The sequence below is a fragment of the Amycolatopsis sp. NPDC049159 genome, from assembly GCF_040648295.1.
In the GTDB taxonomy this organism is placed as follows: domain Bacteria; phylum Actinomycetota; class Actinomycetes; order Mycobacteriales; family Pseudonocardiaceae; genus Amycolatopsis; species Amycolatopsis pretoriensis_A.
This window is the reverse complement of the sequence record NZ_JBEZDL010000008.1, coordinates 311,172-332,408: the sequence shown is the minus strand read 5'-3', so window position 1 is coordinate 332,408 and position 21,237 is coordinate 311,172. Positions and strand designations below refer to the sequence as shown.

General features: G+C 71.6%; 18 protein-coding genes. 12 read left to right on the top strand and 6 right to left on the bottom strand.

Annotated features, from left to right (window positions below; translation table 11 throughout):
• The first annotated feature begins 73 nt into the window (after nt 1-73).
• Nucleotides 74-715, top strand: coding sequence for a MerR family transcriptional regulator (locus AB0B33_RS18005; protein WP_360772725.1), 642 nt, complete (start codon nt 74-76; stop codon nt 713-715).
• A gap of 8 nt (nt 716-723) precedes the next feature.
• Here AB0B33_RS18005 and AB0B33_RS18000 read toward each other — a convergent pair whose 3' ends face one another.
• Complete coding sequence (locus AB0B33_RS18000) at nt 724-2,460, bottom strand: serine/threonine-protein kinase (RefSeq protein ID WP_360772800.1); 1,737 nt, start codon at nt 2,458-2,460, stop codon at nt 724-726.
• Nucleotides 2,461-2,599: 139 nt separating this feature from the next.
• On the opposite strand from AB0B33_RS18000, the gene AB0B33_RS17995 reads away from it, so the two are divergent.
• The 5 genes from AB0B33_RS17995 to AB0B33_RS17975 all read left to right on the top strand — a co-directional run bounded on the left by AB0B33_RS17995 (nt 2,600) and on the right by AB0B33_RS17975 (nt 9,456).
• On the top strand, nt 2,600-4,435 hold the full coding sequence (locus tag AB0B33_RS17995; RefSeq protein WP_360772722.1) for a methylmalonyl-CoA mutase family protein: 1,836 nt from the start codon (nt 2,600-2,602) through the stop codon (nt 4,433-4,435).
• A complete protein-coding gene (scpA, locus tag AB0B33_RS17990) occupies nt 4,432-6,600 on the top strand; it encodes a methylmalonyl-CoA mutase (protein ID WP_360772719.1) in 2,169 nt (722 codons plus the stop codon). The genes AB0B33_RS17995 and scpA overlap by 4 nt, the downstream gene beginning before the upstream one ends.
• Before the next feature lie 3 nt (nt 6,601-6,603).
• Nucleotides 6,604-7,599 carry a methylmalonyl Co-A mutase-associated GTPase MeaB gene (gene meaB, locus AB0B33_RS17985; protein WP_360772716.1) on the top strand — a complete coding sequence of 332 codons (996 nt, stop codon included), beginning with the start codon at nt 6,604-6,606 and terminating at the stop codon, nt 7,597-7,599.
• A 49-nt stretch (nt 7,600-7,648) separates the two neighbouring features.
• Nucleotides 7,649-7,957 carry a hypothetical protein gene (locus AB0B33_RS17980; RefSeq protein ID WP_247014718.1) on the top strand — a complete coding sequence of 103 codons (309 nt, stop codon included), beginning with the start codon at nt 7,649-7,651 and terminating at the stop codon, nt 7,955-7,957.
• A gap of 197 nt (nt 7,958-8,154) precedes the next feature.
• Nucleotides 8,155-9,456 carry an amidohydrolase gene (locus tag AB0B33_RS17975; protein WP_360772713.1) on the top strand — a complete coding sequence of 434 codons (1,302 nt, stop codon included), beginning with the start codon at nt 8,155-8,157 and terminating at the stop codon, nt 9,454-9,456.
• 297 nt (nt 9,457-9,753) lie between these two features.
• Here the strand turns inward: AB0B33_RS17975 and AB0B33_RS17970 are convergent, their stop codons facing one another.
• Nucleotides 9,754-10,206: a gamma-glutamylcyclotransferase gene (locus AB0B33_RS17970; RefSeq protein WP_247014715.1), complete on the bottom strand. Its 453-nt coding sequence runs from the start codon at nt 10,204-10,206 to the stop codon at nt 9,754-9,756.
• A gap of 128 nt (nt 10,207-10,334) precedes the next feature.
• Here AB0B33_RS17970 and AB0B33_RS17965 point away from each other — a divergent pair, with 128 nt between their 5' ends.
• From AB0B33_RS17965 to AB0B33_RS17945, 5 genes are all read left to right on the top strand, one after another.
• Nucleotides 10,335-11,735 (top strand): NAD(P)H-quinone dehydrogenase, encoded by a 1,401-nt coding sequence (locus AB0B33_RS17965; RefSeq protein ID WP_247014713.1) that lies wholly within the window; start codon nt 10,335-10,337, stop codon nt 11,733-11,735.
• Nucleotides 11,736-11,805: 70 nt separating this feature from the next.
• Complete coding sequence (locus AB0B33_RS17960; RefSeq protein ID WP_360772710.1) at nt 11,806-12,258, top strand: hypothetical protein; 453 nt, start codon at nt 11,806-11,808, stop codon at nt 12,256-12,258.
• A gap of 151 nt (nt 12,259-12,409) precedes the next feature.
• Nucleotides 12,410-12,961, top strand: coding sequence for a hypothetical protein (locus AB0B33_RS17955; protein WP_360772707.1), 552 nt, complete (start codon nt 12,410-12,412; stop codon nt 12,959-12,961).
• Between the two features lie 81 nt (nt 12,962-13,042).
• On the top strand, nt 13,043-13,684 hold the full coding sequence (locus AB0B33_RS17950; protein ID WP_360772704.1) for a class F sortase: 642 nt from the start codon (nt 13,043-13,045) through the stop codon (nt 13,682-13,684).
• A gap of 86 nt (nt 13,685-13,770) precedes the next feature.
• Entirely contained in the window at nt 13,771-14,574 is an 804-nt protein-coding gene (locus tag AB0B33_RS17945) for a VOC family protein (RefSeq protein ID WP_360772701.1), read from the top strand.
• A 510-nt stretch (nt 14,575-15,084) separates the two neighbouring features.
• On the opposite strand, the gene glpK is transcribed toward AB0B33_RS17945, so the two are convergent.
• Both glpK and AB0B33_RS17935 read right to left on the bottom strand, forming a co-directional pair.
• Complete coding sequence (glpK, locus tag AB0B33_RS17940; RefSeq protein ID WP_247014705.1) at nt 15,085-16,599, bottom strand: glycerol kinase GlpK; 1,515 nt, start codon at nt 16,597-16,599, stop codon at nt 15,085-15,087.
• Nucleotides 16,600-16,630: 31 nt separating this feature from the next.
• Nucleotides 16,631-17,380, bottom strand: coding sequence for an MIP/aquaporin family protein (locus AB0B33_RS17935; protein ID WP_247014703.1), 750 nt, complete (start codon nt 17,378-17,380; stop codon nt 16,631-16,633).
• A gap of 235 nt (nt 17,381-17,615) precedes the next feature.
• Between AB0B33_RS17935 and AB0B33_RS17930 the strand changes: the two genes are divergently transcribed.
• The gene (locus tag AB0B33_RS17930; RefSeq protein ID WP_247014701.1) at nt 17,616-19,349 is read left to right on the top strand and encodes a glycerol-3-phosphate dehydrogenase/oxidase; all 1,734 of its coding nucleotides are present in this window, start codon (nt 17,616-17,618) and stop codon (nt 19,347-19,349) included.
• 240 nt (nt 19,350-19,589) lie between these two features.
• Here the strand turns inward: AB0B33_RS17930 and AB0B33_RS17925 are convergent, their stop codons facing one another.
• Together AB0B33_RS17925 and AB0B33_RS17920 are read right to left on the bottom strand one after the other, a co-directional pair.
• Nucleotides 19,590-20,120: a GNAT family N-acetyltransferase gene (locus tag AB0B33_RS17925; RefSeq protein WP_360772696.1), complete on the bottom strand. Its 531-nt coding sequence runs from the start codon at nt 20,118-20,120 to the stop codon at nt 19,590-19,592.
• Between the two features lie 59 nt (nt 20,121-20,179).
• A complete protein-coding gene (locus AB0B33_RS17920; protein WP_360772693.1) occupies nt 20,180-21,193 on the bottom strand; it encodes a hypothetical protein in 1,014 nt (337 codons plus the stop codon).
• Between the last annotated feature and the right edge of the window lie 44 nt (nt 21,194-21,237).

The window sequence follows — 21,237 nt, the reverse complement described above, 5'->3', positions numbered from 1 at the left end:
TATGGGAAGTTAAGCTCTCCATGCTGAGAAGTCTTCAGGGTTGCCCCCGAGGGGGACCCTGGGATCGGAGCGGATGCGCATGCGGATGGCCGAACTGAGCGCCGAGTCGGGGGTGCCGGTCGCGACCGTCAAGTACTACCTGCGCGAAGGCCTGCTCCCGCCCGGGGAGCGCACCAGCCCGAACCAGGCGCGGTACTCCCCGGACCACGTCCAGCGCCTGCGGCTGATCAAGGCGCTCACCGACGTCGGCGGCCTCCCGCTGGCCTCCGTCGGCGCCGTGCTGAACGCGATCGAGGACGACCGGACCCCGCACGAAACGATGGGCGTCGTCCAGCTGGAGCTGGCCGGCGAACCGCCGAAGGTGTCCGAGGAGGCCGCGGAGTGGGCGGCGGAGCTGTTGCAGGAGCTCGCCCGGCGGTACGGCTGGAAGTGGCACGGCGCCGAGGACCGTGCGACGGCCAACCTGATCGCCGCGCTGGCCACGGCGAAGGAGCTCGGGCACGAGAAGCTCGCCGATCGCCTCGACGAGTACTTCGCGCTGGCGCTCCGGGTCGCGGAGCTGGACGTCGAGGTGGTGACCGGGCTGACGTCGTTCGACAAGATCATCGAGGCCGGCCTGATCGCGACGGTCCTGGGCGACCGCATCTTCACCGGCCTGCGCCACCTCGCGCAGGAGCACGTCTCCCGCGAGGTGCTGGGCCGGACGCCGAGCTGACGGGTGTTCTAGTCCGAGACGCTCAGCGTGGGCGCCACGCGGTCGAAGACGTCCCGCCGGGTCGCGTCCTCCTGCTCGACCGGTGCCGTCACCGACAACGCCCACAGGCTGTCGCCCGCCCGGACCAGGTTCATGAACGTCACCCGCGTGACGCGGCCGTCGTCGCCGTTGCCCGGGAGCAGGCCGCTCTCCAGCGTGCGGTAGGTGAACGTGGTGCCCTTGCCGCCCGCGTCCGGGGACGGGCCGAACAGCTCGAACCCCTCGCCGGAGTACGTCTGCTTCAGCCAGTCGACGTACTCGGCGTCGTCCGGGAACTTGCCGAAGTAGTTCGCCAGCCGCTCGACCCGGATCGAGCGGCGGCCGTCCGGGGAGACGTACTGGACGGCCGTGCTCGCCCCGAACTTCGTGGTGTTGTGGGGCGCGACGAACTTCTGCCAGCCCTGCGGCACGTCGAGGCCGAACTGGCCGCCTTCGCCGGTCGCGTAGCTCGCGTCGCCGGACTGGCGGACCAGGGACGGCGGCGGGACGTCGGTGAGGCCGTTCGACGTGTTCCGCGGCTCGGCCGCCGGCGGCAGCAGCGACTGGCCGCCGACCGTCCTGGCCAGCGCGAACCCGCCGCCGGCCGCGACCAGGAAGAGCAGGATCGCCAGCGCGATGAGCACCGCGGTGGCCCGGGCGCCGCGACGGGCGGGCCGGATCGGGGCGACGAAGACCGTCGGCGGCGGCTCGGGTGCCGGCGCCGGCGCAGGCGGGCGCAGGAACGGCAGCGGGCCGGGGTCGGTGGCGAGCTCGCTGCTCGAGCCCTCGGCCTTCTTCTCCGCCTTGTCCCCGCCCTTCTCGGGCAGGACGGTCTTGATCACCTGGGTGTCGGTCGCGTCCGGCTGCGCGGACGTCTTCTTGCCGTCCGGGGTGCGGAACAGCTCGGCCCCGAACAGGTCCAGCGGCGTCTTCGACTGCAGCGGGTAGAGCCGGTGGCGGACCTCGCGCAGGGTGATCCGGTCGCCGGGCTCCTTCTTCATCAGCGCGGAGATGACCTCGGCGAGCGGCCCGGCCTTCGGCTTGGGCACCTTGCCGTTGACGACCTTGCCGACGGTCTCCAGCGGGTCGCCGTCGGCGTCGTACGGCGGCGCGCCCTCGACCGCGGCGAACAGCGTCGCGCCGAGGCCCCACAGGTCGGCGGCCGGGATGACGGCGCCGCCGGAAGCGACCTCCGGCGCGATGTAGGCGGGGGAGCCGAGCATGATCCCGGTGCGGGTCATGGTCGCCTCGGAGACGTTGCGGGCGATGCCGAAGTCGGTCAGCTTGATCCGGCCGTCGCTGGCGACGAGGACGTTGCCCGGCTTGACGTCGCGGTGGGTGATCCCGGCGGCGTGCGCGGCCTCCAGCGCGGACGCCACGGCGATGCCGACGGCGGCGGCCTGCTCGACGGTCAGCGGCCCGTGGTCGCGCAGGATGTGCGCCAGGCTGCGCGAGGGCAGCAGCTCCATCACCACGAACGGCTGGTCGTCCTCGCGGGCGACGTCGTGCAGGATGATCACGTTCGGGTGGGACAGCACGGCGATGGCGCGGGCCTCGCGCAGCGTGCGCTCCCGCAGCTCGTCCGCCTGCGACGCCGGGATGCCCGGCGGCACCTTCATCTCCTTGACGGCCACCTGGCGGTGCAGGAACTCGTCGTAGGCCGACCAGACGGTGCCCATCGACCCGGAGCCGAGCACCGAACGCAGCCGGTAGCGACCGGCGACCACTCGTGTCTCTTCGCTGGAGGGGGGCACGGGCCAATTGTGTCGTACCCGCGCCACCGGCCCCTAACCTCCCCGGGCCGCCACCCCTAGCGCGACCAGACTCACAGGGCGAGCGCGGCGAGTGCCTCTACCATCACTGGGTATGACTGAAGTGGCCGGTCCGGAGTCAGTGCCGATCTCCGAACTCGACCTGGCGGCCGAGTTCCCCCAGGCGACGCGCGGGCAGTGGCAGGAGCTCGTGGCGGGTGTCCTGCGCAAGAGCGGCAAGCTGCCGGAGGACTTCGCGGGCGCCCCGGAGAGCAAGCTCGTCACGCGGACCTACGACGGGATCGAGATCCAGCCGCTGTACACCGCGGACGACGTCCCCGGCGAAACCGGCTTCCCCGGCCTGCCGCCCTACGTGCGCGGCGCGCGGCCGGAAGGCCAGGTCAGCACCGGCTGGGACGTCCGCGCCCGGTTCACCGGCGAAGACGGCCGCGCGGTCAACAAGGCGATCCTGGCCGACCTCGAAGGCGGCGTGACGTCGCTCTGGCTGACCGTGCCGCCGGCCGCGCTGGCCGACGCGCTCAACGAGGTCTACCTCGACCTCGCGCCGGTGGTCCTGGACGCGGGCGCCGAGTTCGAAGCCGCCGCCGCGGAACTGCTGGCGCTGTTCGACGAACGCGAGATCCCGGCGAGCGAGGCCACCGCCGTGCTGGGCGCGGACCCGATCGGGCTAGCGGCCCGGTCCGGTGCGCCCGCCGACCTCGGACCGGCCGCCGCGCTCGCCGCGCGTGTCGCCGCGAAGTACCCGAAGGTGCGCACGATCGTCGCCGACGGCCTGCCGTTCCACGAAGCGGGCGGCTCGGACGCGCAGGAACTGGGCGCGCTGGTCGCCGCCGGCGTCTCCTACCTGCGGGCGCTGACCGACGCGGGTCTCGACGCCGAAGCCGCCGCCGGCCAGCTGGAATTCCGGATCGCCGCGACCGCCGACCAGTTCTCCACCGTCGCCAAGCTGCGCGCGGCCCGCCGCCTGTGGGCCCGCGTCGCCGAGGTCTGCGGCTTCACCTCGCCGATGCGCCAGCACGCCGTGACGTCGCCGTCGATGCTCACCCGGCGCGACCCGTGGGTGAACATGCTGCGCACGACCGTCGCGTGCTTCGGCGCCGGTGTCGGCGGCGCGGACGCGGTCACCGTGCTGCCGTTCGACGCCGCCATCGGCAAGCCGGACGCGTTCTCCGCGCGGATCGCCCGCAACACCCACGCCGTGCTGCTGGAGGAGTCCAAGCTGGCCGGCGTGGTCGACCCCGCGGGCGGCTCCTGGTACGTCGAGAAGCTCACCGACGACCTCGCGCACGCGGCCTGGGCCGAGTTCACCGCCATCGAAGGCGCGGGCGGCCTGGTCGAGGAGCTTTCCTCGGGCGCACTGGCCGCGCGGCTGGCCGAGACGTGGGAGAAGCGGTCCCGGCGGATCGCCACCCGCCGCGACCCGCTCACCGGCGTCAGCGAGTTCCCGAACCTGGCCGAGAAGCCGGTCACCCGGGAGCCGGCCGGGTCCACAGTGGAGGGCGGGCTGCCGCGGCACCGGTACGCCGAAGGCTTCGAAGCCCTCCGCGACGCATCGGACGCGTACCTCGCTTCGCACGGTGAGCGGCCCAAGATCTTCCTCGCCACCCTCGGCCCGGTCGCCGCGCACACCGCGCGCGCCGGGTTCGCCGCCAACCTGTTCCAGGCCGGCGGGATCGAAGCCGTCAACCCGGGCGCGACCGACGACCTGCCCGGCGCGTTCCGCGCGTCCGGTGCGAAGATCGCCTGCCTCTGCGGCACCGACGACGCCTACGCGGCACAGGCGGCCGAGGTCGCCGGGTCGCTCGGTGCCGACCACGTACTGCTGGCGGGCAAGGGCTCCTTCGACGGCGTGGACGGCAACGTCTTCGCCGGCTGCGACGCCCTCGACGTCCTCAACGGCCTGCACGCCAAGCTGGGAGTCACCCGATGAGCATCCCGAACTTCGCCGGTCTCGACCTCGGCACGCCGTCGCCCGCCGACCGCGAGGCCTGGGCCGAGGCCGTGCAGGAAGCCACCGGCAAGGGCCCGGACGCGCTCGACTGGGAGACGCCGGAGGGCATCGGCGTCAAGCCGGTCTACACCGCCGCCGACCTGTCCGATGTGGACTTCCTGGGCACCTACCCCGGCATCGCGCCCTTCCTGCGCGGGCCGTACCCGACGATGTACGTCAACCAGCCCTGGACCATCCGCCAGTACGCCGGCTTCTCCACCGCCGAGGAGTCCAACGCCTTCTACCGGCGCAACCTCGCCGCCGGTCAGAAGGGCCTGTCGGTCGCCTTCGACCTGGCCACCCACCGCGGCTACGACTCCGACCACCCGCGCGTCTCCGGCGACGTCGGCATGGCGGGCGTCGCCATCGACTCCATCTACGACATGCGCCAGCTCTTCGACGGCATCCCGCTCGACAAGATGTCGGTGTCGATGACCATGAACGGCGCGGTGCTGCCGGTGCTGGCGTTGTACGTCGTCGCGGCCGAGGAGCAGGGGGTGAAGCCGGAGCAGCTCGCGGGGACCATCCAGAACGACATCCTCAAGGAGTTCATGGTCCGCAACACCTACATCTACCCACCGCAGCCCTCGATGCGGATCATCTCCGACATCTTCTCCTTCACTTCGCAGCACATGCCGAAGTACAACTCGATCTCCATCTCCGGCTACCACATGCAGGAAGCGGGGGCGACGGCCGACCTGGAGCTGGCCTACACCCTCGCCGACGGCGTCGAGTACCTCCGCTCCGGCGTCGACGCCGGGCTCGGCGTGGACAAGTTCGCGCCGCGGCTGTCGTTCTTCTGGGCGATCGGCATGAACTTCTTCATGGAGGTCGCGAAGCTGCGTGCGGCGCGCCTCCTGTGGGCGAAGCTGGTGAAGGGCTTCGACCCGAAGTCGCCGAAGTCGCTTTCGCTGCGGACGCACTCCCAGACGTCGGGCTGGTCGCTGACCGCGCAGGACGTCTACAACAACGTCGTGCGCACCTGCGTCGAGGCGATGGCCGCGACCCAGGGGCACACGCAGTCGCTGCACACGAACGCCCTCGACGAGGCGCTCGCGCTGCCGACGGACTTCTCCGCGCGGATCGCCCGCAACACGCAGCTGCTGCTGCAGCAGGAATCCGGCACCACCCGCGTGATCGACCCGTGGGGCGGCAGCGCCTTCGTCGAGAAGCTGACCTACGACCTCGCGCGCAAGGCGTGGGGCCACATCAGCGAGGTCGAGCAGGCCGGCGGCATGGCCAAGGCGATCGACGCGGGCATCCCCAAGCTGCGCATCGAGGAAGCCGCCGCGCGCACCCAGGCGCGCATCGACTCCGGCCGCCAGCCGGTCATCGGCGTGAACAAGTACCAGGTCACCGGAGATGAGGACATCGAAGTCCTCAAGGTCGACAACGCCGGCGTCCGCACCCAGCAGCTGGAGAAGCTGCGGCGGCTGCGCGAAGAGCGTGACCCGCAGGCGACCGAGGACGCGTTGCGGCGGCTCACCGAGGGGGCCGGCAACGGCGGCAACCTGCTGGAGCTGGCGATCGGAGCGGCCCGCGCGAAGGCGACCGTCGGCGAGATCTCCGACGCGCTCGAGAAGCTGTGGGGCCGCCACTCCGGGCAGATCCGGACGATTTCGGGCGTCTACCGCGAAGAGGTGGGTAAGTCGCAGAACGTCGAGCAGGCTCGTGAGCTGGTCGAGAAGTTCGCCGAGGACGAGGGCCGCCGCCCCCGCATCCTGGTCGCGAAGATGGGCCAGGACGGCCACGACCGCGGCCAGAAGGTGATCGCCACCGGCTTCGCCGACATCGGCTTCGACGTCGACGTCGGCCCGCTGTTCTCCACCCCGGCCGAGGTCGCCCGCCAGGCGATCGAGGCGGACGTGCACGTCGTCGGCGTCTCGTCGCTGGCCGCCGGGCACCTCTCGCTGGTGCCGGCGCTGCGCCACGAGCTCGCCGAGCTGGGCCGCGAGGACATCATGGTGGTCGTCGGCGGCGTCATCCCGCCGCAGGACTACCCGGCGCTGCGCGAAGCCGGCGCGGCGGCCATCTTCGGGCCCGGCACGGTGCTCGCGGACGCGGCCATCGACCTGCTCGGCCAGCTGACGGCGCAGGAGTCCTGACCCTTGCCGCGGCAGATCGACGTCACCGCGTACGCCAAAGGGGTTCTCGCGGGGGACCGCGGGACGCTGTCGAAGGCCATCACGCTCGTCGAATCGCAGCGCGAAGACCACCGGGCGCAGGCGCAGGAACTGCTGATCGAGGTGCTGCCCGCGGCCGGCGGGGCCCAGCGCGTCGGCATCACCGGCGTCCCCGGGGTCGGCAAGTCGACGTTCATCGACCAGCTGGGCACCGACCTGACGGCGGCCGGGCACAAGGTGGCCGTGCTCGCCGTCGACCCGTCGTCCACGCGGACCGGCGGGTCGATCCTCGGCGACAAGACCCGGATGGCGCGCCTGGCGGTCGACGAACGGGCGTTCATCCGGCCGTCGCCGACGTCGGGCACGCTCGGCGGCGTCGCGCGGGCGACCCGCGAGACGATCGTGCTGATGGAGGCCGCCGGCTACGACATCGTGCTGGTCGAGACGGTCGGCGTCGGGCAGTCCGAGGTGACCGTGGCGAACATGGTCGACTGCTTCCTGTTCCTGACCCTCGCGCGCACCGGTGACCAGCTCCAAGGCATCAAGAAGGGCGTGCTGGAGCTCGCCGACGTCATCGCCGTCAACAAGGCCGACGGCGACCACGAACGGGACGCGAAACGGGCGGCCCGTGAGCTTTCGGGCGCGCTGCGGATGATCTACGGTCCCGACGCGGCGTGGACCCCGCCGGTGCTCACCTGCAGCGGCCTGCACAACCTGCGCCTGGACGAGGTCTGGGGCGCGATCGAGAAGCACCGTGACACGCTTTCGGCGTCCGGCGAGCTGGAAGCGCGCCGCCGGCAGCAGCAGGTCGACTGGACGTGGGCGATGGTGCGCGAACAGTTGCTCAGTCGCCTGGCGGCGCATCCGGACGTGCGAACGGTCGTTCCCGACGTCGAACGGGCGGTGCGCGACGGTGAACTGACGGCTACCCTCGGTGCGCAGCGGATCCTCGACGCGTTCGGTCCACCCCGTGGTGGCTGACGCGCGGGCGTTCCGCGGGCAGAATGCCTGGTCGTGGCGAAGGGATGACATGGCGAAGCTGCGGGGTCTGGTCCTGGTCGGGGTGCTCGGTGCGGTGCTGTTCACCGCGTCGCCCGCGCTGGCCGAGCCGGTGCGTACGGCGGCCGTTTCGGTGACCGTGGTGTCTTCGGCGCACGCGGCGGCGCCGGTCCCGGCGCAGACCCAGCCACCGGGCCCGGTGCTCGACCCGGCCCAGACCGACAAGGCCAACACCGAGAAGACGAAGAACAAGCTGGTCGCCGGCCTGATCGCGGTCGTTCTGCTCGGCATCGTCGTCTGGGGACGGCGGATCCGTTCGAAGAAGGCGAAGAAGTCCTGAAGCGTTCGGCGTAACCGAACTACTGCACGCCGTTCAACGCAGATCCGCTACCGGCCATCTAGGACGGCCGTTTTCGAGGCGCGGCTTGCCGCCTGCATGGTGCACGATCGTCTGCAAATGCGTACAACAGATCGATCGGCACGAAGCGTGACCCCAGCCGCTGCGCGGGTTACCCGTGTTGCGGGAGGAGGTGCGGCGTGACGGTGTTGGACTCACGACCGGACGTTCCAGGCGACCCCCATGGGCGCATGATGACCCCTATGGAGGGGCCCGAGGCGCTCATTTCCGAAGCCGGCGTAAGCATGGCTCCCGTGGAGGACCTTGGTGCGGGGCGTGGCCCGTTCTGGCTCGACGACTGGCTGCGCGCCAACGCGACCGACCTGCTCGCGTGGCGACGGCACATCCACGCGCACCCCGAGCTGTCACGGCACGAGTTCGCGACCACCGAACTGGTCGTCACGCTGCTGCGCACGGTCGGGCTCAAGCCGTGGGTGCTGCCCGGCGGCACCGGCGTCGTCTGCGACATCGGCAGCGGCGAGAAGTGCGTGGCGCTGCGGGCCGACATGGACGCGCTGCCGCTCACCGAGGCGACCGGGCTGCCCTACGCGTCGACGACCGAGGGCGCGGCCCACATGTGCGGCCACGACGCCCACACGGCGATCCTGCTCGGCGCGGCCCGCGCCCTGGCCGGCGCGCCGGAGCTGCCCGGCCGCGTGCGGCTGATCTTCCAGCACGCCGAGGAGGTCATGCCCGGCGGCGCGCTGGACATGATCGCGGCCGGCGCGCTGGACGGCGTCGAGCGGATCTACGGCCTGCACGTCGACCCGCGGCTCGAAGTGGGTTCGGTGGGCATGCGCGTGGGCGCGCTGACGTCCGCGGCCGACCTGATCGAGCTGCGCTTGACCTCGCCGGGCGGCCACACGTCCCGGCCGCACCTGACGGCCGACCTGGTCCACGCGCTCGGCACGGTGATCACGTCGCTGCCCGCGGTGCTCTCGCGCCGCGTCGACCCGCGGTCGGGCACCGTCCTGGTGTGGGGCGCGGTCCACGCGGGACAGGCGGCCAACGCGGTGCCGCAGGACGGCGTCCTGCGCGGCACGCTGCGCACCGCCGACCACGAGGTCTGGACTTCGCTGGAGCCGCTGGTGGCGTCCTCTGTGGAGTCCCTGCTGGCGCCGACCGGCGTCGGCTTCTCGCTGGACTACCGCCGCGGGGTCCCGCCGGTGGTCTCGGACCCGGACTCGACCGCGCTGATGCGCGCGGGCGTCGAAGCGGCCCTCGGCGAGGGCGCGGTGGCCGGCACCGAGCAGTCCTCCGGCGGGGAAGACTTCGGCTGGTACCTGGAGCACGTCCAGGGCGCGTTCGCCCGCCTGGGTGTCTGGCCCGGCCCGCCGGAACCGCAGTCGGACATCCACCGCCCGACGTTCGTCCTCGACGAGCGGGCCCTCCTCTGCGGGGTCCGCACCCTGGTCCACACCGCTTTGACGGCTCTCGCCTGAGCGGAGTTGTCCACAGTTTCACCCAGTTGTCCACAGGCCGTGAACCGGCCCTTCCCTCGATCGGGGGAAGGGCCGTTTTGCGCGCCCGCGGACCGGCGGGCAGACTGGTCGGCGGCCCGCCGCGCGGGCCGTTGCGGCCTGGTGTTTTCCTTGTACCGCAAGGACATTCACGTTTGGCCGGAGCGAGGCCGAAGCCGTCGAGCACACGCTCGCCGGCCCGCGTGACGGGGTGCCCGCGAAGGTCCGCGCGGGCTCGTGGTAGCGCTCAGGCCACCGAGTTGTCCACAGGGTGTGGAGTCAGCCGGTGATGCCCGAACAAGGGCGGGTGCGCAGGTCGTCGACGTAGTCCACGGGTGCTCCGGCCGCCTCCGCGGCGTCGGCGAGCACGCCGAGGTACCGGGCCGAGGGCAGCCCGCCTTCGTAGGCGTCCAGGACGTACAGCCACGCCAGGACCGACCCGTCCATGGTCTGGACCCGGAGCCGGATCTTCGAGTGGATGCCGAGCTCGCCGCCTTCCCAGCGGTCGAGCCCGTCCTCGTCCAGCGGCGTCACGTCGTAGAGGACGACGAAGACCCGGGCTCCCGGGTCTTCGACGATGGTGGCCAGGGCACCTTCCCAGCCGAAGTCCTCGCCGCCGAAGGTCAGGCGCCACCCCTCCAGCCAGCCGGTGCCGGCCATCGGAGAGTGCGGCGCGCGCTCCAGCATCTGGGCGGGCTCCATGTTCGATCCGTACGCGGCATACAACGGCACGCCGACAGCGTAGCGACCCATCGCCGACCCGAGTGGACGCACTCGCCGTGTTCGCCCACTTCAGTGTCCGGACACCTCCGCCGCGTACGGTGAGAGCACCGCACGCGAGCACATCGAGGAGGACCCAGGTGACCAGGATCGTGATCATGGGCGGGGGCCCGGCCGGCTACGAAGCCGCGCTGGTCGCAGCCCAGCACGGGGCCGACGTCACGATCGTCGAGCGGGACGGCCTGGGTGGCGCGTGCGTCCTCTACGACTGCGTCCCTTCGAAGACGTTCATCGCGAGCTCGGGCGCGCTGGCGAAGATGCACGACCTCAGCGAGCTCGGCATCAACACCGACCTCGCCGACACCAGCATCGACCTCCCGACCGTGCACGGCCGCGTGAAGGGCCTCGCCCTCGCCCAGTCCGCCGACATCCGCGCCCGCGTCCAGCGCGAAGGCGTCCGCGTCCTCATCGGCGAAGCTCGCTTCTGCGACGAAGAGCCCGGCCTCGCCACCCACAAGGTCTCGGTGACCACGGCCGAGGGCACCGAGAAGCTGCCCGCCGACGTCGTCCTGATCGCGACCGGCGCCACCCCGCGCGTGCTCCCGGGCGCGGTGCCGGACGGCGAGCGCATCCTCGACTGGCGCCAGCTCTACGAGCTCCAGGAGCTGCCGGAGCACCTCGCCGTGATCGGCTCGGGCGTCACCGGCGCCGAGTTCGCGTCCGCCTACACCGAGATGGGCGTCAAGGTCACCGTCGTGTCCAGCCGCGACCGCGTCCTCCCGCACGAGGACGCCGACGCCGCCGCCGTGCTCGAAGAGGTCTTCTCCCAGCGCGGCACGACCGTGGCGAAGCAGGCGCGCGCCGACCGCGTCGAGCGCACGGACAAGGGCGTCGAGATCCACCTCGCCGACGGCCGCGTGATCGAAGCCAGCCACGCGCTGATGACGGTCGGGTCCATCCCGAACACCGCCGACCTCGGCCTCGACAAGGTCGGCATCGCACCCGGCCCCGGCGGGTTCATCACCGTCGACCGCGTTTCGCGCACCTCCGTGCCCGGGATCTACGCCGCCGGCGACTGCACCGGCGTGCTCATGCTGGCCTCGGTGGCGAGCATGCAGGGCCGCATCGCGATGTGGCACGCGCTGGGCGAAGGCGTCGCGCCGATCAAGCTCAAGACCGTCGCCGCCAACGTGTTCACCCACCCGGAGATCGCCACCGTCGGCATCAGCCAGCAGGCGATCGACTCCGGCGAGGTGCCCGCGCGCACCATCATGCTGCCCCTGGCCACCAACGCGCGCGCGAAGATGGAGGGCCTCCGCCGGGGCTTCGTGAAGCTGTTCTGCCGCCCCGCCACCGGCGTGGTCGTCGGTGGTGTCGTCGTGGCACCGCAGGCGAGCGAGCTCATCCTCCCCATCGCGCTCGCCGTCCAGAACCAGCTCACCGTGGACCACCTGGCACTGACGTTTTCGGTGTACCCGTCGCTGTCGGGCTCGATCACCGAGGCCGGGCGCCAGCTCATGCGCCACGACGACCTCGACTGAAATCCGTAGGCAACCCGTCGCGCCCTGTCGCGTCTTGTCGGTTGTGAGGCTGAAGGACGCGAAGGGTGCGATGGTGCGCAAGACGGTGGTTTTCGTTGCGGCAGTGGTGATCGGGGCGACGGCGGCGGCGCCCGCGACAGCGCAGAGCAGCGGTCCCGCGGCGGCGCCCGCGCCCGCCGGCAGCGTCCAGCTCAACGTCAACACCGCGATCAACCAGTCGCTCGTGGACAAGTACGTCCGCGACGCGCCGAACGTCGCGCTGGCCAAGTGCGAAGGTGCTTCGCCGAAGTTCTCTTCGCCGGCGCTGGACTTCGCCAACTACACCCCGGGCCCGTTCATGGGCGCGGACGCCAACATCAGCGCGGACGCCACGCTCAAGCCCGGCACGGGCGCGGGCACGTACCCGCTGACCGTCACGTGCGGCGGCCAGACCTACACCACGAACTTCACGGTGCCGGCCGCCCAGGTGGCGAAGGTGCCGTCCGGTGCCGCGAAAGCGGGCGACGGCAGCATGGCCGGCTGATTCTTCTTTTCCGAAACCGCCCGGGAGTCCCGCTCCCGGGCGGTTTTTTCATGTCGCTTTTGTGACCTCGGTGCGCAACCGATCGCAGGTGGGGACGTCATGGGGGGTGTGAGCGAGCGGGAGCCGCCACCATTCCACAGGGGAGAAAAGAATGCAGAAGACTGCCGTTGTCGCGGGTTTCGCCGCCGCATTCCTCGTCGTCGCGCCGGGCGCCGCGCTGGCGACGACGCCGACCGCCACGCCGTCCCCGTCGGCCGCGCCGACGGCCACGGTGCCGGTGGACCCGGACGGCCCGTTCTCCCGGATCACCCGGCTGCTGACCGTGTCCCCGGCCCAGGCGCAGCCGGGCGCGCGGGTGAAGCTGGACTTCGCCTGCCAGACGCGTGAGCCCGCCGAGAAGGTCACCGTGCGGTCGGCGGCGCTCGTCTTCGGCAAGGGCGGGTGGGCCACCGGCACCGTCAAGGACGTCAAGCCCGGCAAGTACGCCGTCACGCTGCACTGCGGCCCGGAGACGTCGTCCGCGACGCTGGCGGTCCTGCCGGTGAAGAAGCAGGTCGTCAAGGTGCCCACGGGCGCTCCGCAGACCGGCGGCACCGACGGCCCAGGTGGCTCCGGCACCCCGCTCGCGGCGGCGGCCGCCATGGGCGCGCTGGCGCTCGGCGGCAGCGGTCTCGTGCTCGCCCGGCGCGCGCGGCGGCGCTGACCGCCCGGCGTACCGTCGGGACTCAACCGAAGAGACCACCCGGACGTGTGAACGGCAGGCGAGGGAACCACGGGGGAGAAGATGACGACGAGGAGCACGGGCAGACGGGGCTACTTGATCGCCCTCGTCCTCGCGTTGCTGGCCGCGCTGGTGGTCGTGGCGCTGGTGTTCGGCGGCGGGTCCGAACCGCCGTCGGCCCAGCCGCCGCCCCCGCGGCCGGTCGCCGTCCAGCCCGAACCCGCGGCCGCGGACGCCGTCTCGTCGTTGCCCAGGTCCGACCCGGTCTCGATCGACATCCCGAAGCTCGGCGCTCATTCGTCGCTGGTTCCGCTCGGGCTCAACGCCGACAACACGATCGAGGTACCGCCGGTGACCACGCCGCTGCAGGCCGGCTGGTACACCTACGCGCCGACGCCGGGGGAGGCCGGCCCGGCCGTCGTGCTGGGGCACGTCGACGGCAACCACCAGAAGGGCATCTTCTTCCGGCTCAAGGAGCTGGCGGCGGGCGACCGCGTGGCGATCGCCCGCAAGGACGGCACCACGGCGACGTTCGAGGTGACGAAGGTGCACCAGGTGCCGAAGAAGGACTTCGAGGGCGAGGGCGTCTACGACGACACCCCCGGCCCGGAGCTGCGCCTGATCACCTGCGGCGGCGTCTTCGACCGGAACGCGCGCAACTACGTCGACAACATCGTCGTCTACGCCAAGCTCGTCGGGCACTGAGTCCTTCGGCCCTGGTTTTGTCGGTGGTGGGTGCCAGACTGTGTCGGCCGTCACCCAGGCGGCGTTCACGAGGGTCGGGAGTCGACATGGTGTTCCGGGACGAGCGGTGGCCGGACGGCACGCCCAGTTGGGTGGACCTGATGGTGCCGGACCAGGCGAAAGCGGTGGCGTTCTACAGCGCGCTGTTCGGTTGGGACGTGCGGACGGGCGGTGAGGAGACCGGCTTCTACGGCATGGCTGAGCTGCGCGGGCGTCCGGTCGCGGGCATCGGGCAGACGCCGCCGGGCCAGGAGATGCCGGCGGTGTGGACGACGTACCTGTCGGTGTCCGATGTGGACAAGACGGTCACGGCGATCACCGAGGCCGGCGGCCAGGTCCTGATGCCGGTCATGGAGGTCATGAAGGAGGGCCGCATGGCGGTGGCGGCCGACCCGGCGGGCGCGGTCTTCGGCCTCTGGGAGGCGGGCAACCACATCGGCACCCAGGTCACGGCGGCCCCGGGCACGCTGGCCTGGAACGAGTGCATGAGCCGCGACTATCCGGCGGCGAAGGCGTTCTACGAGCAGGTCTTCGGGTTCGGTTTCCAGGACCTGTCGAACGACGACTTCACGTACGCGGTCCTGCTCCTCGACGGCCGCCCGGTCGGTGGGCTGGGTGCGTTGCCCGCGTCGGTCCCGGCTTCGGTCCCGTCGAACTGGTCGACGTACTTTTCGGTGGCGGACGCCGACGCGAGCGCGGCGAAGGTCGCGGAGCTGGGCGGCCAGGTCCAGGGCAAGCCGTTCGACTCCCCGTACGGCCGGCAGGTCCAGGTGACCGACGACCAGGGGGTGCCGTTCCTGGTGATCGCACCGAACGAGCAGTCGGGCAAGCCGGAGGGCTGGGAGGAGTGAGCGACTCGCACTGAGGCGGCGGCCTGGCAGCACCGGCCGGCGGTCGTGCTGCGGCTGCGGCTGCGGCCGGTCGGCGAGGCACCTTGGCGTGCGGCTGTGGCTGAGGTGTTGCGTCGGTCGTGTTGCGGCTGCGGCCGGTCGGCAAGCCGGTTCGGCGCGCGGCTGTGCCTGAGGTGTTGCGGCGGTCGGCTTGGCTGCGGTCGGTCGGCGAGGCAGCTTGGCGCGCGGTTGCGCCTGAGGTGGTTGCGGCGGCCGGCTCGGCTGCGCCGAGGCGGCTGGGCTGTGGGCTGGGTAGCTGGCTGCGGGCGCCTGCGGTTGGGCGCGGATGCGGGCGGCCTGCTTCGCCGCGGGACTCCGGAGCTGGGAGCGCGCGGCTGTGCAACTCGGCTGTGCCACTCGGCTGCGGGCAGCTCTGCTCGGCGCGCCCGGCGGGCGACAGCCGAGCCGCCCTCGCCGGGCCGTGGCACCAGCAGGCCGGAGGCGCCCGGCGGCGCCCCCGGCCCAGCGGAGTCAGTCCTCGTCGGACACCCAGTCGAAGGTCTTCGTCACCGCCTTCTTCCAGTTGCGGTACTCGCGGTCGCGGCGGGCGTCGTCCATCGCCGGGTCCCACTGCTTGTCCTGGGCCCAGTTGGTGCGGATGTCGTCTTCGGACTTCCAGAACCCGACCGCCAGCCCGGCGGCGTACGCGGCGCCCAGTGCGGTCGTCTCGTTGACCACCGGGCGGATCACCGGGACGCCGAGGATGTCGGCCTGGAACTGCATGAGCAGCTCGTTGACGACCATGCCGCCGTCCACCTTGAGCGACTTCAGGGGCACGCCCGAGTCGGCGTTCATCGCGTCGATGACCTCGCGGGACTGGAAGGCCGTCGCCTCCAGGACCGCGCGGGCCAGGTGGCCCTTGTTGACGAAGCGGGTGAGGCCGACGATCGCGCCGCGGGCGTCCGAACGCCAGTACGGGGCGAACAGGCCCGAGAACGCCGGGACGAAGTACGCGCCGCCGTTGTCCTCGACGCTGCGGGCGTGCTCTTCGATCTCGGCCGCCGTCGAGAGCATGCCGAGGTTGTCGCGCAGCCACTGCACCAGCGACCCGGTCACCGCGATGGAGCCTTCCAGCGCGTAGATCGTGTCGTTCGAGCCGATCTTGTAGCAGACCGTGGTGAGCAGCCCGTTCTGCGACATCACCTTTTCGGTGCCGGTGTTGAGCAGCATGAAGTTGCCGGTGCCGTAGGTGTTCTTGGCTTCACCGGGCGAAAGGCAGGCCTGGCCGAACGTCGCGGCCTGCTGGTCGCCCAGGATGCCCGCGATCGGGACGCCCGCGAGCGCGCCCTTCTCGCGGACCTTGCCGTACTCCTCGGACGAGGAACGGATCTCCGGCAGCATCGAAAGGGGGATGCCCATCTCGCCGGCGATCTCGGGGTCCCACTGCAGGGTGTCGAGGTCCATCAGCATGGTGCGCGACGCGTTCGTCGGGTCGGTGACGTGCACGCCGCCGTCCGCGCCGCCGGTCATGTTCCACAGCACCCAGGTGTCCATGTTGCCGAAGATCAGGTCACCGGCTTCGGCCTTCTCGCGCGCGCCGTCGACGTTGTCGAGGATCCACTTGATCTTCGGCCCCGAGAAGTACGTCGCGAGCGGGAGGCCGACCTTGGCGCGGTAGCGCTCCTGGCCGCCGCCGAGGTTGCCGAGCTCGGTGACGATCCGGTCGGTGCGGGTGTCCTGCCAGACGATCGCGTTGTACACCGGCTTGCCGGTCGTCTTGTCCCAGACCAGCGCGGTCTCGCGCTGGTTGGTGATGCCGACGGCGACGATGTCCTTCGCGGTCAGGTCGGCCTTGGCCAGCGCGCCCGCGGCGACCCGGCGGGTGTTCTCCCAGATTTCCTCGGCGTTGTGCTCGACCCAGCCGGCCTTCGGGAAGATCTGCTCGTGCTCGCGCTGGTCCACCGACACGACGCGGCCTTCGTGGTTGAAGATCATGCACCGGGTCGACGTCGTGCCCTGGTCGATCGCGGCTACGTACGAAGTCATGTGTGCTCCAGGAATTCGTTTGAATGGGCGATCAGGTCAGGTTGTGCACGCCGAGGTAGAGCAGCGCGGCCAGCGCACCACCGACCAGCGGGCCGACGACCGGGATCCAGGAGTAGCCCCAGTTGGCGTTGGCCTTGTTCTTGATCGGGAGCAGGAACGCGTACGCGATGCGCGGGCCGAGGTCGCGGGCCGGGTTGATGGCGTAGCCCGTCGGCCCGCCGAGCGAGGTGCCGATCACGAGGACGACGAACGAGACGCCCGCGTAGCCGAGCGCGGAGTTGCCGAAGTTCGGCGTGCCGCCGTCGCCTGCGGCGAAGACCGGGCTGAGCAGGATCCACGCGACCAGCACGAAGGTGCCGATGATCTCGGTGACGAGGTTCCACGCCGTGTTCGGGATCTGCGGTGCGGTGGAGAAGATGCCGAGCGTGTTCTCGGGCTCGGGGTGGTCGTCGAACTGCAGCTTGTAGGCGGCCCAGCAGAGCACGGCGCCGACGATCGCGCCGACCATCTGGCCGAGGAAGTAGAGCGGGACGTCGGCCCACGGGGTCTTGCCCGAGATGGCCAGGCCCAGCGTCACCGCCGGGTTGAGGTGCGCCCCGCTGGGCGCGGCGATGCTGGCGCCGGTGAAGACGGCGAACGCCCAGCCGAAGTTGATGAAGAGGAACCCTGCGTTGTGACCGTTGTTCTTACGGAGGACGTGGTTCGCGACCACACCGTTGCCGAGCAGGATCAGCGCGGCCGTTCCCAGTAGTTCCCAGACGATTATTGCCCCAGCACTCACCGCTGCACCTCCACACTGGACACTCTGCGCAGGGTCGATCACGGCGTGCCACGGCACCGTTGCCGACCCACGTCGAGGGGACGTTACCGGGGCGTGGAAGCGGATTCCAAGCACCGGCCAGCGCAATCTTTTCAAGATCGTGGCGGGTTACGCCACACGTGTCGTCCGTGGACAGGCGGATGATCACCGGGTCGTGCGATGCTGGAAGCCTCGCCGGCACGAGGAGGAATGTCACGTGGCGCAGCACGCAGCGGAGACCAACCCGGCTCGACTGGGCCCGGTCAAGCGGGAAGAGACGTGGCAGCGCCTCGGCAAGGAGACGTTCGACCTCGTCGTGATCGGCGGCGGTGTCGTCGGCGCGGGCACGGCGCTGGACGCCGCCACGCGCGGGCTCCGGGTCGCGCTGGTCGAAGCGCGGGACCTCGCTTCCGGGACGTCGAGCCGCTCGAGCAAGCTCTTTCACGGTGGCCTGCGCTACCTGGAACAGCTCGAGTTCGGCCTGGTCCGGGAAGCGCTGCGAGAGCGTGAGCTGATGCTGACGACGATCGCGCCCCACCTGGTGAAACCGGTCAGCTTCCTCTACCCGCTGACCCACCGCGTGTGGGAGCGCCCGTACACCGCGGCCGGCCTGCTGATGTACGACACGATGGGCGGCGCCCGCAGCGTCCCCGGCCAGAAGCACCTGACCCGCGCGGGTGCGCTGCGGATGGTGCCCGCGCTCAAGCGATCCGCCCTGATCGGGGGAATCCGCTACTACGACGCCCAATCGGACGACGCCCGTCACACCATGACGGTGGCCAGGACGGCAGCGCACTACGGCGCGGTCGTGCGGACGTCGACGCAGGTCGTCGGGTTCCTGCGCGAGGCGGACCGGGTGTCCGGCGTGCGCGTGCGCGACGTCGAAGACGGCCGCGAGACCGAGATCTCGGCGGCCGCGGTGATCAACTGCACCGGCGTCTGGACCGACGAGCTGCAGCGCCTTTCCGGCGGTCGCGGGCGGTTCCGCGTGCGCGCCAGCAAGGGCGTGCACATCGTCGTCCCGCGCGACCGGATCGTGTCGGAGTCGGGGATGATCCTGCGCACCGAGAAGTCGGTGCTGTTCGTGATCCCGTGGCGCAACCACTGGATCGTCGGCACGACGGACACCGACTGGAACCTCGACCTCGCCCACCCGGCGGCGACGAAGCACGACATCGACTACCTCCTCGAGCACGTCAACAGCGTGCTGGCGACGCCGTTGACGCACGACGACATCGAAGGCGTCTACGCGGGCCTGCGCCCGTTGCTGGCGGGGGAGAGCGAAGAGACGTCGAAGCTCTCGCGCGAGCACGCGGTGGCGCGGGTGGCGCCGGGCCTGGTGGCGATCGCGGGCGGCAAGTACACGACGTACCGGGTGATGGCGGCGGACGCGGTCGACGCGGCCGCGGTGGACCTGCCGGGCCGCTCGCAGCCGTCGATCACGGACAAGGTTCCCCTGCTGGGCGCGGACGGCTACCACGCGCTGGTCAACCAGGCCGACCACGTGGCCGCCGAGCACGGCCTGCACCCCTACCGCGTGCGGCACCTGCTCGACCGCTACGGCTCGCTGGTCAACGAGGTGCTGGCCGCGGCGAACGGGCGCCCGGAACTGCTGAAGCCGATCGAGCACGCGCCGGACTACCTGGGCGTCGAGGTCGTGTACGCGGCTTCGCACGAAGGGGCGCTGCACCTGGAAGACGTCCTGGCCCGCCGCACGCGCATCTCGATCGAGTACGCCCACCGCGGGGTCGACTGCGCGGAGCAGGTGGCGTCGCTGGTCGGCGAGGTCCTCGGCTGGTCGCCCGAAGCCGTGCAGCGCGAGATCGAGGTCTACACCGCGCGGGTCGAGGCGGAGCGGGAGTCGCAGTCCCAGCCGAGCGACGAAGCGGCGGACGCCCTGCGGTCGGCGGCCCCGGAAGCGCGGGCGGGCATCGTGGAGCCGGTGAGCTGAGCCCCGTGGGGCCCGTGCGAGCAGGGCGTTCGTCCGCTGCTCGCACGGACCGCACGGCGGCCGGCGGCCTCCCGGCCACCCGGGCGCGAATCCGCCGGTCAGCGGGCTTTCCTGGACCCGGCTCGGGAGCGAGCCGGGCTTCCCCGCAGAGAAATCCGTGAACGGCGCTGCTCGGTGTGGCGTTTTGGAGACCTTTCGAGGGTCCCACGCACGGAACCGATGTACAAGCCAGGCAGGCGGTCAGGCGGTCCGGTGCCAGCGGATCAGCCGTTCGCCGGTCGGCGCGCGCTCGTCCTCCGGCCCCAGCAGCGTGAACCCGCAGCGCTCGGCGACGACCGCCGAAGCCGCGTTGCTCTCCTCGTACCGGTAGCTCACCTCGGTCAGGCCCAGCCCGCCGAACCCGAACCGCAGGGCCGCGCTCAACGCCGTCGTGGCGATCCCCTTGCCCCGCTCCGCCGGGTGGACCCAGATGGTCGCCTCCGCGTACGCCGCGTCCAGGTTCAGCTCGCGCAGGCCCACCTCGCCGAGCAGGCGCCCGGACGTCGGCTCGGCGATCGCCCACGAACACCGCTCGTCGCCCGCCCACTGGGCCGCGCGCAGCGCCACGTACTCGGTGGCTTCGGCCAGGGTGCGCAGGCGGTAGTTCAGCACGTACTTGCGGTGCGTCGGGTCGGCGAACGCCTCCATCAGCAGCGCGCGGTCGTCCAGGTGCCGGTCGGCGCGCAGCTGGCGCAGGTAGTAGGTGCCCGCGTTGATCTCCACCGGTTCCACTCCGCCCAGCCTAGCCAGGCCGGGAGCAGGCCGCTCCCGGCCCGGCGGTCAGGGCCCGGTCACGGGGTCAGGTGCCAGACCACCGGCACCCCGCCGTCGCTCTCCGAGCCGTTCGTCGCGAAGCCCGCCAAGGACCCGTCGTCCGCGGCGAGACTCGCTTGGAACTGCGTGTACGTGCCCGGGCGCTGGACCGCGCCCGGCACCGTGCCGCGCCACGCCGTCGCGTTGCCGGGCCACGACGCGTTCGACGGGTTCGGGAGCAGCCCCGCCGTCAGGCCGACCTGGTTGACGCTGATCGCCGACGCGCCGCCCTCCAGCCCCACCGTCGAGTCGGGGGTGGACCAGCGGGCCGCCTGCTCGGCACCGCCCCAGAAGCGCCGGCCGACGACCACGCCGTTGCGGATCGCCAAGCCCTGCGCCGACACCGCCGGGCTCGGCGACAGCTGCCGGATCACGCCGTTCTTCCACAGCGTCGACCCCGGGCCCGAGTCGAACAGGATCGTGCCGTCGTCGTCGAGGTCGCGGGCGTAGTACGTGTCGTTGCCCGAGGGGATCACCGTCGGGGCGCCGCCGCCCGCCGGCCACAGCAGCGTCGCGAAGTAGGGGCCGGTGCGGACGGCCCGGGCGAGGACGTCGCCGCGAGCGTTGATCGCCACCCCGTACGGGTGCTCCCAGCCCGCTGGGTTCTCCTTGAGGTGGAACCCGGTCGGGTCCAGGACGAACACGCTGCTGTTCTGGGTCTCGTCGTCGTGGGCGGTGCCCACCACGACACCGGACGCGTTTTCGTCGACCGCGTCCGCGCGCTCGTACCCGCTCGGCAGCCCGCGCACCACCGGCTGCCCGTTCCGCCAGCTCACCACCTGCTGGACGCCGTTCACCGCGAACGTACCGGTGTACTCGCCCTTCCCGTTCGACCCGGTCAGGAACCCGTTGCCGCCGCCGGCCGGCAGCGGCAGCACGGTGGGCCGCCACGGGAGGCGGATCCCCAGCGCGCCGGCGGGCTGCGCCAGCGTCACCGCCGCGAGCACGGCGACGGCGGGCGCGAGCGCGCGCGCCCAGGACTTGCTTCTCATCGGATCTCCGTTTCCCCCCGACCTGCACCGGATACATCGGTGCA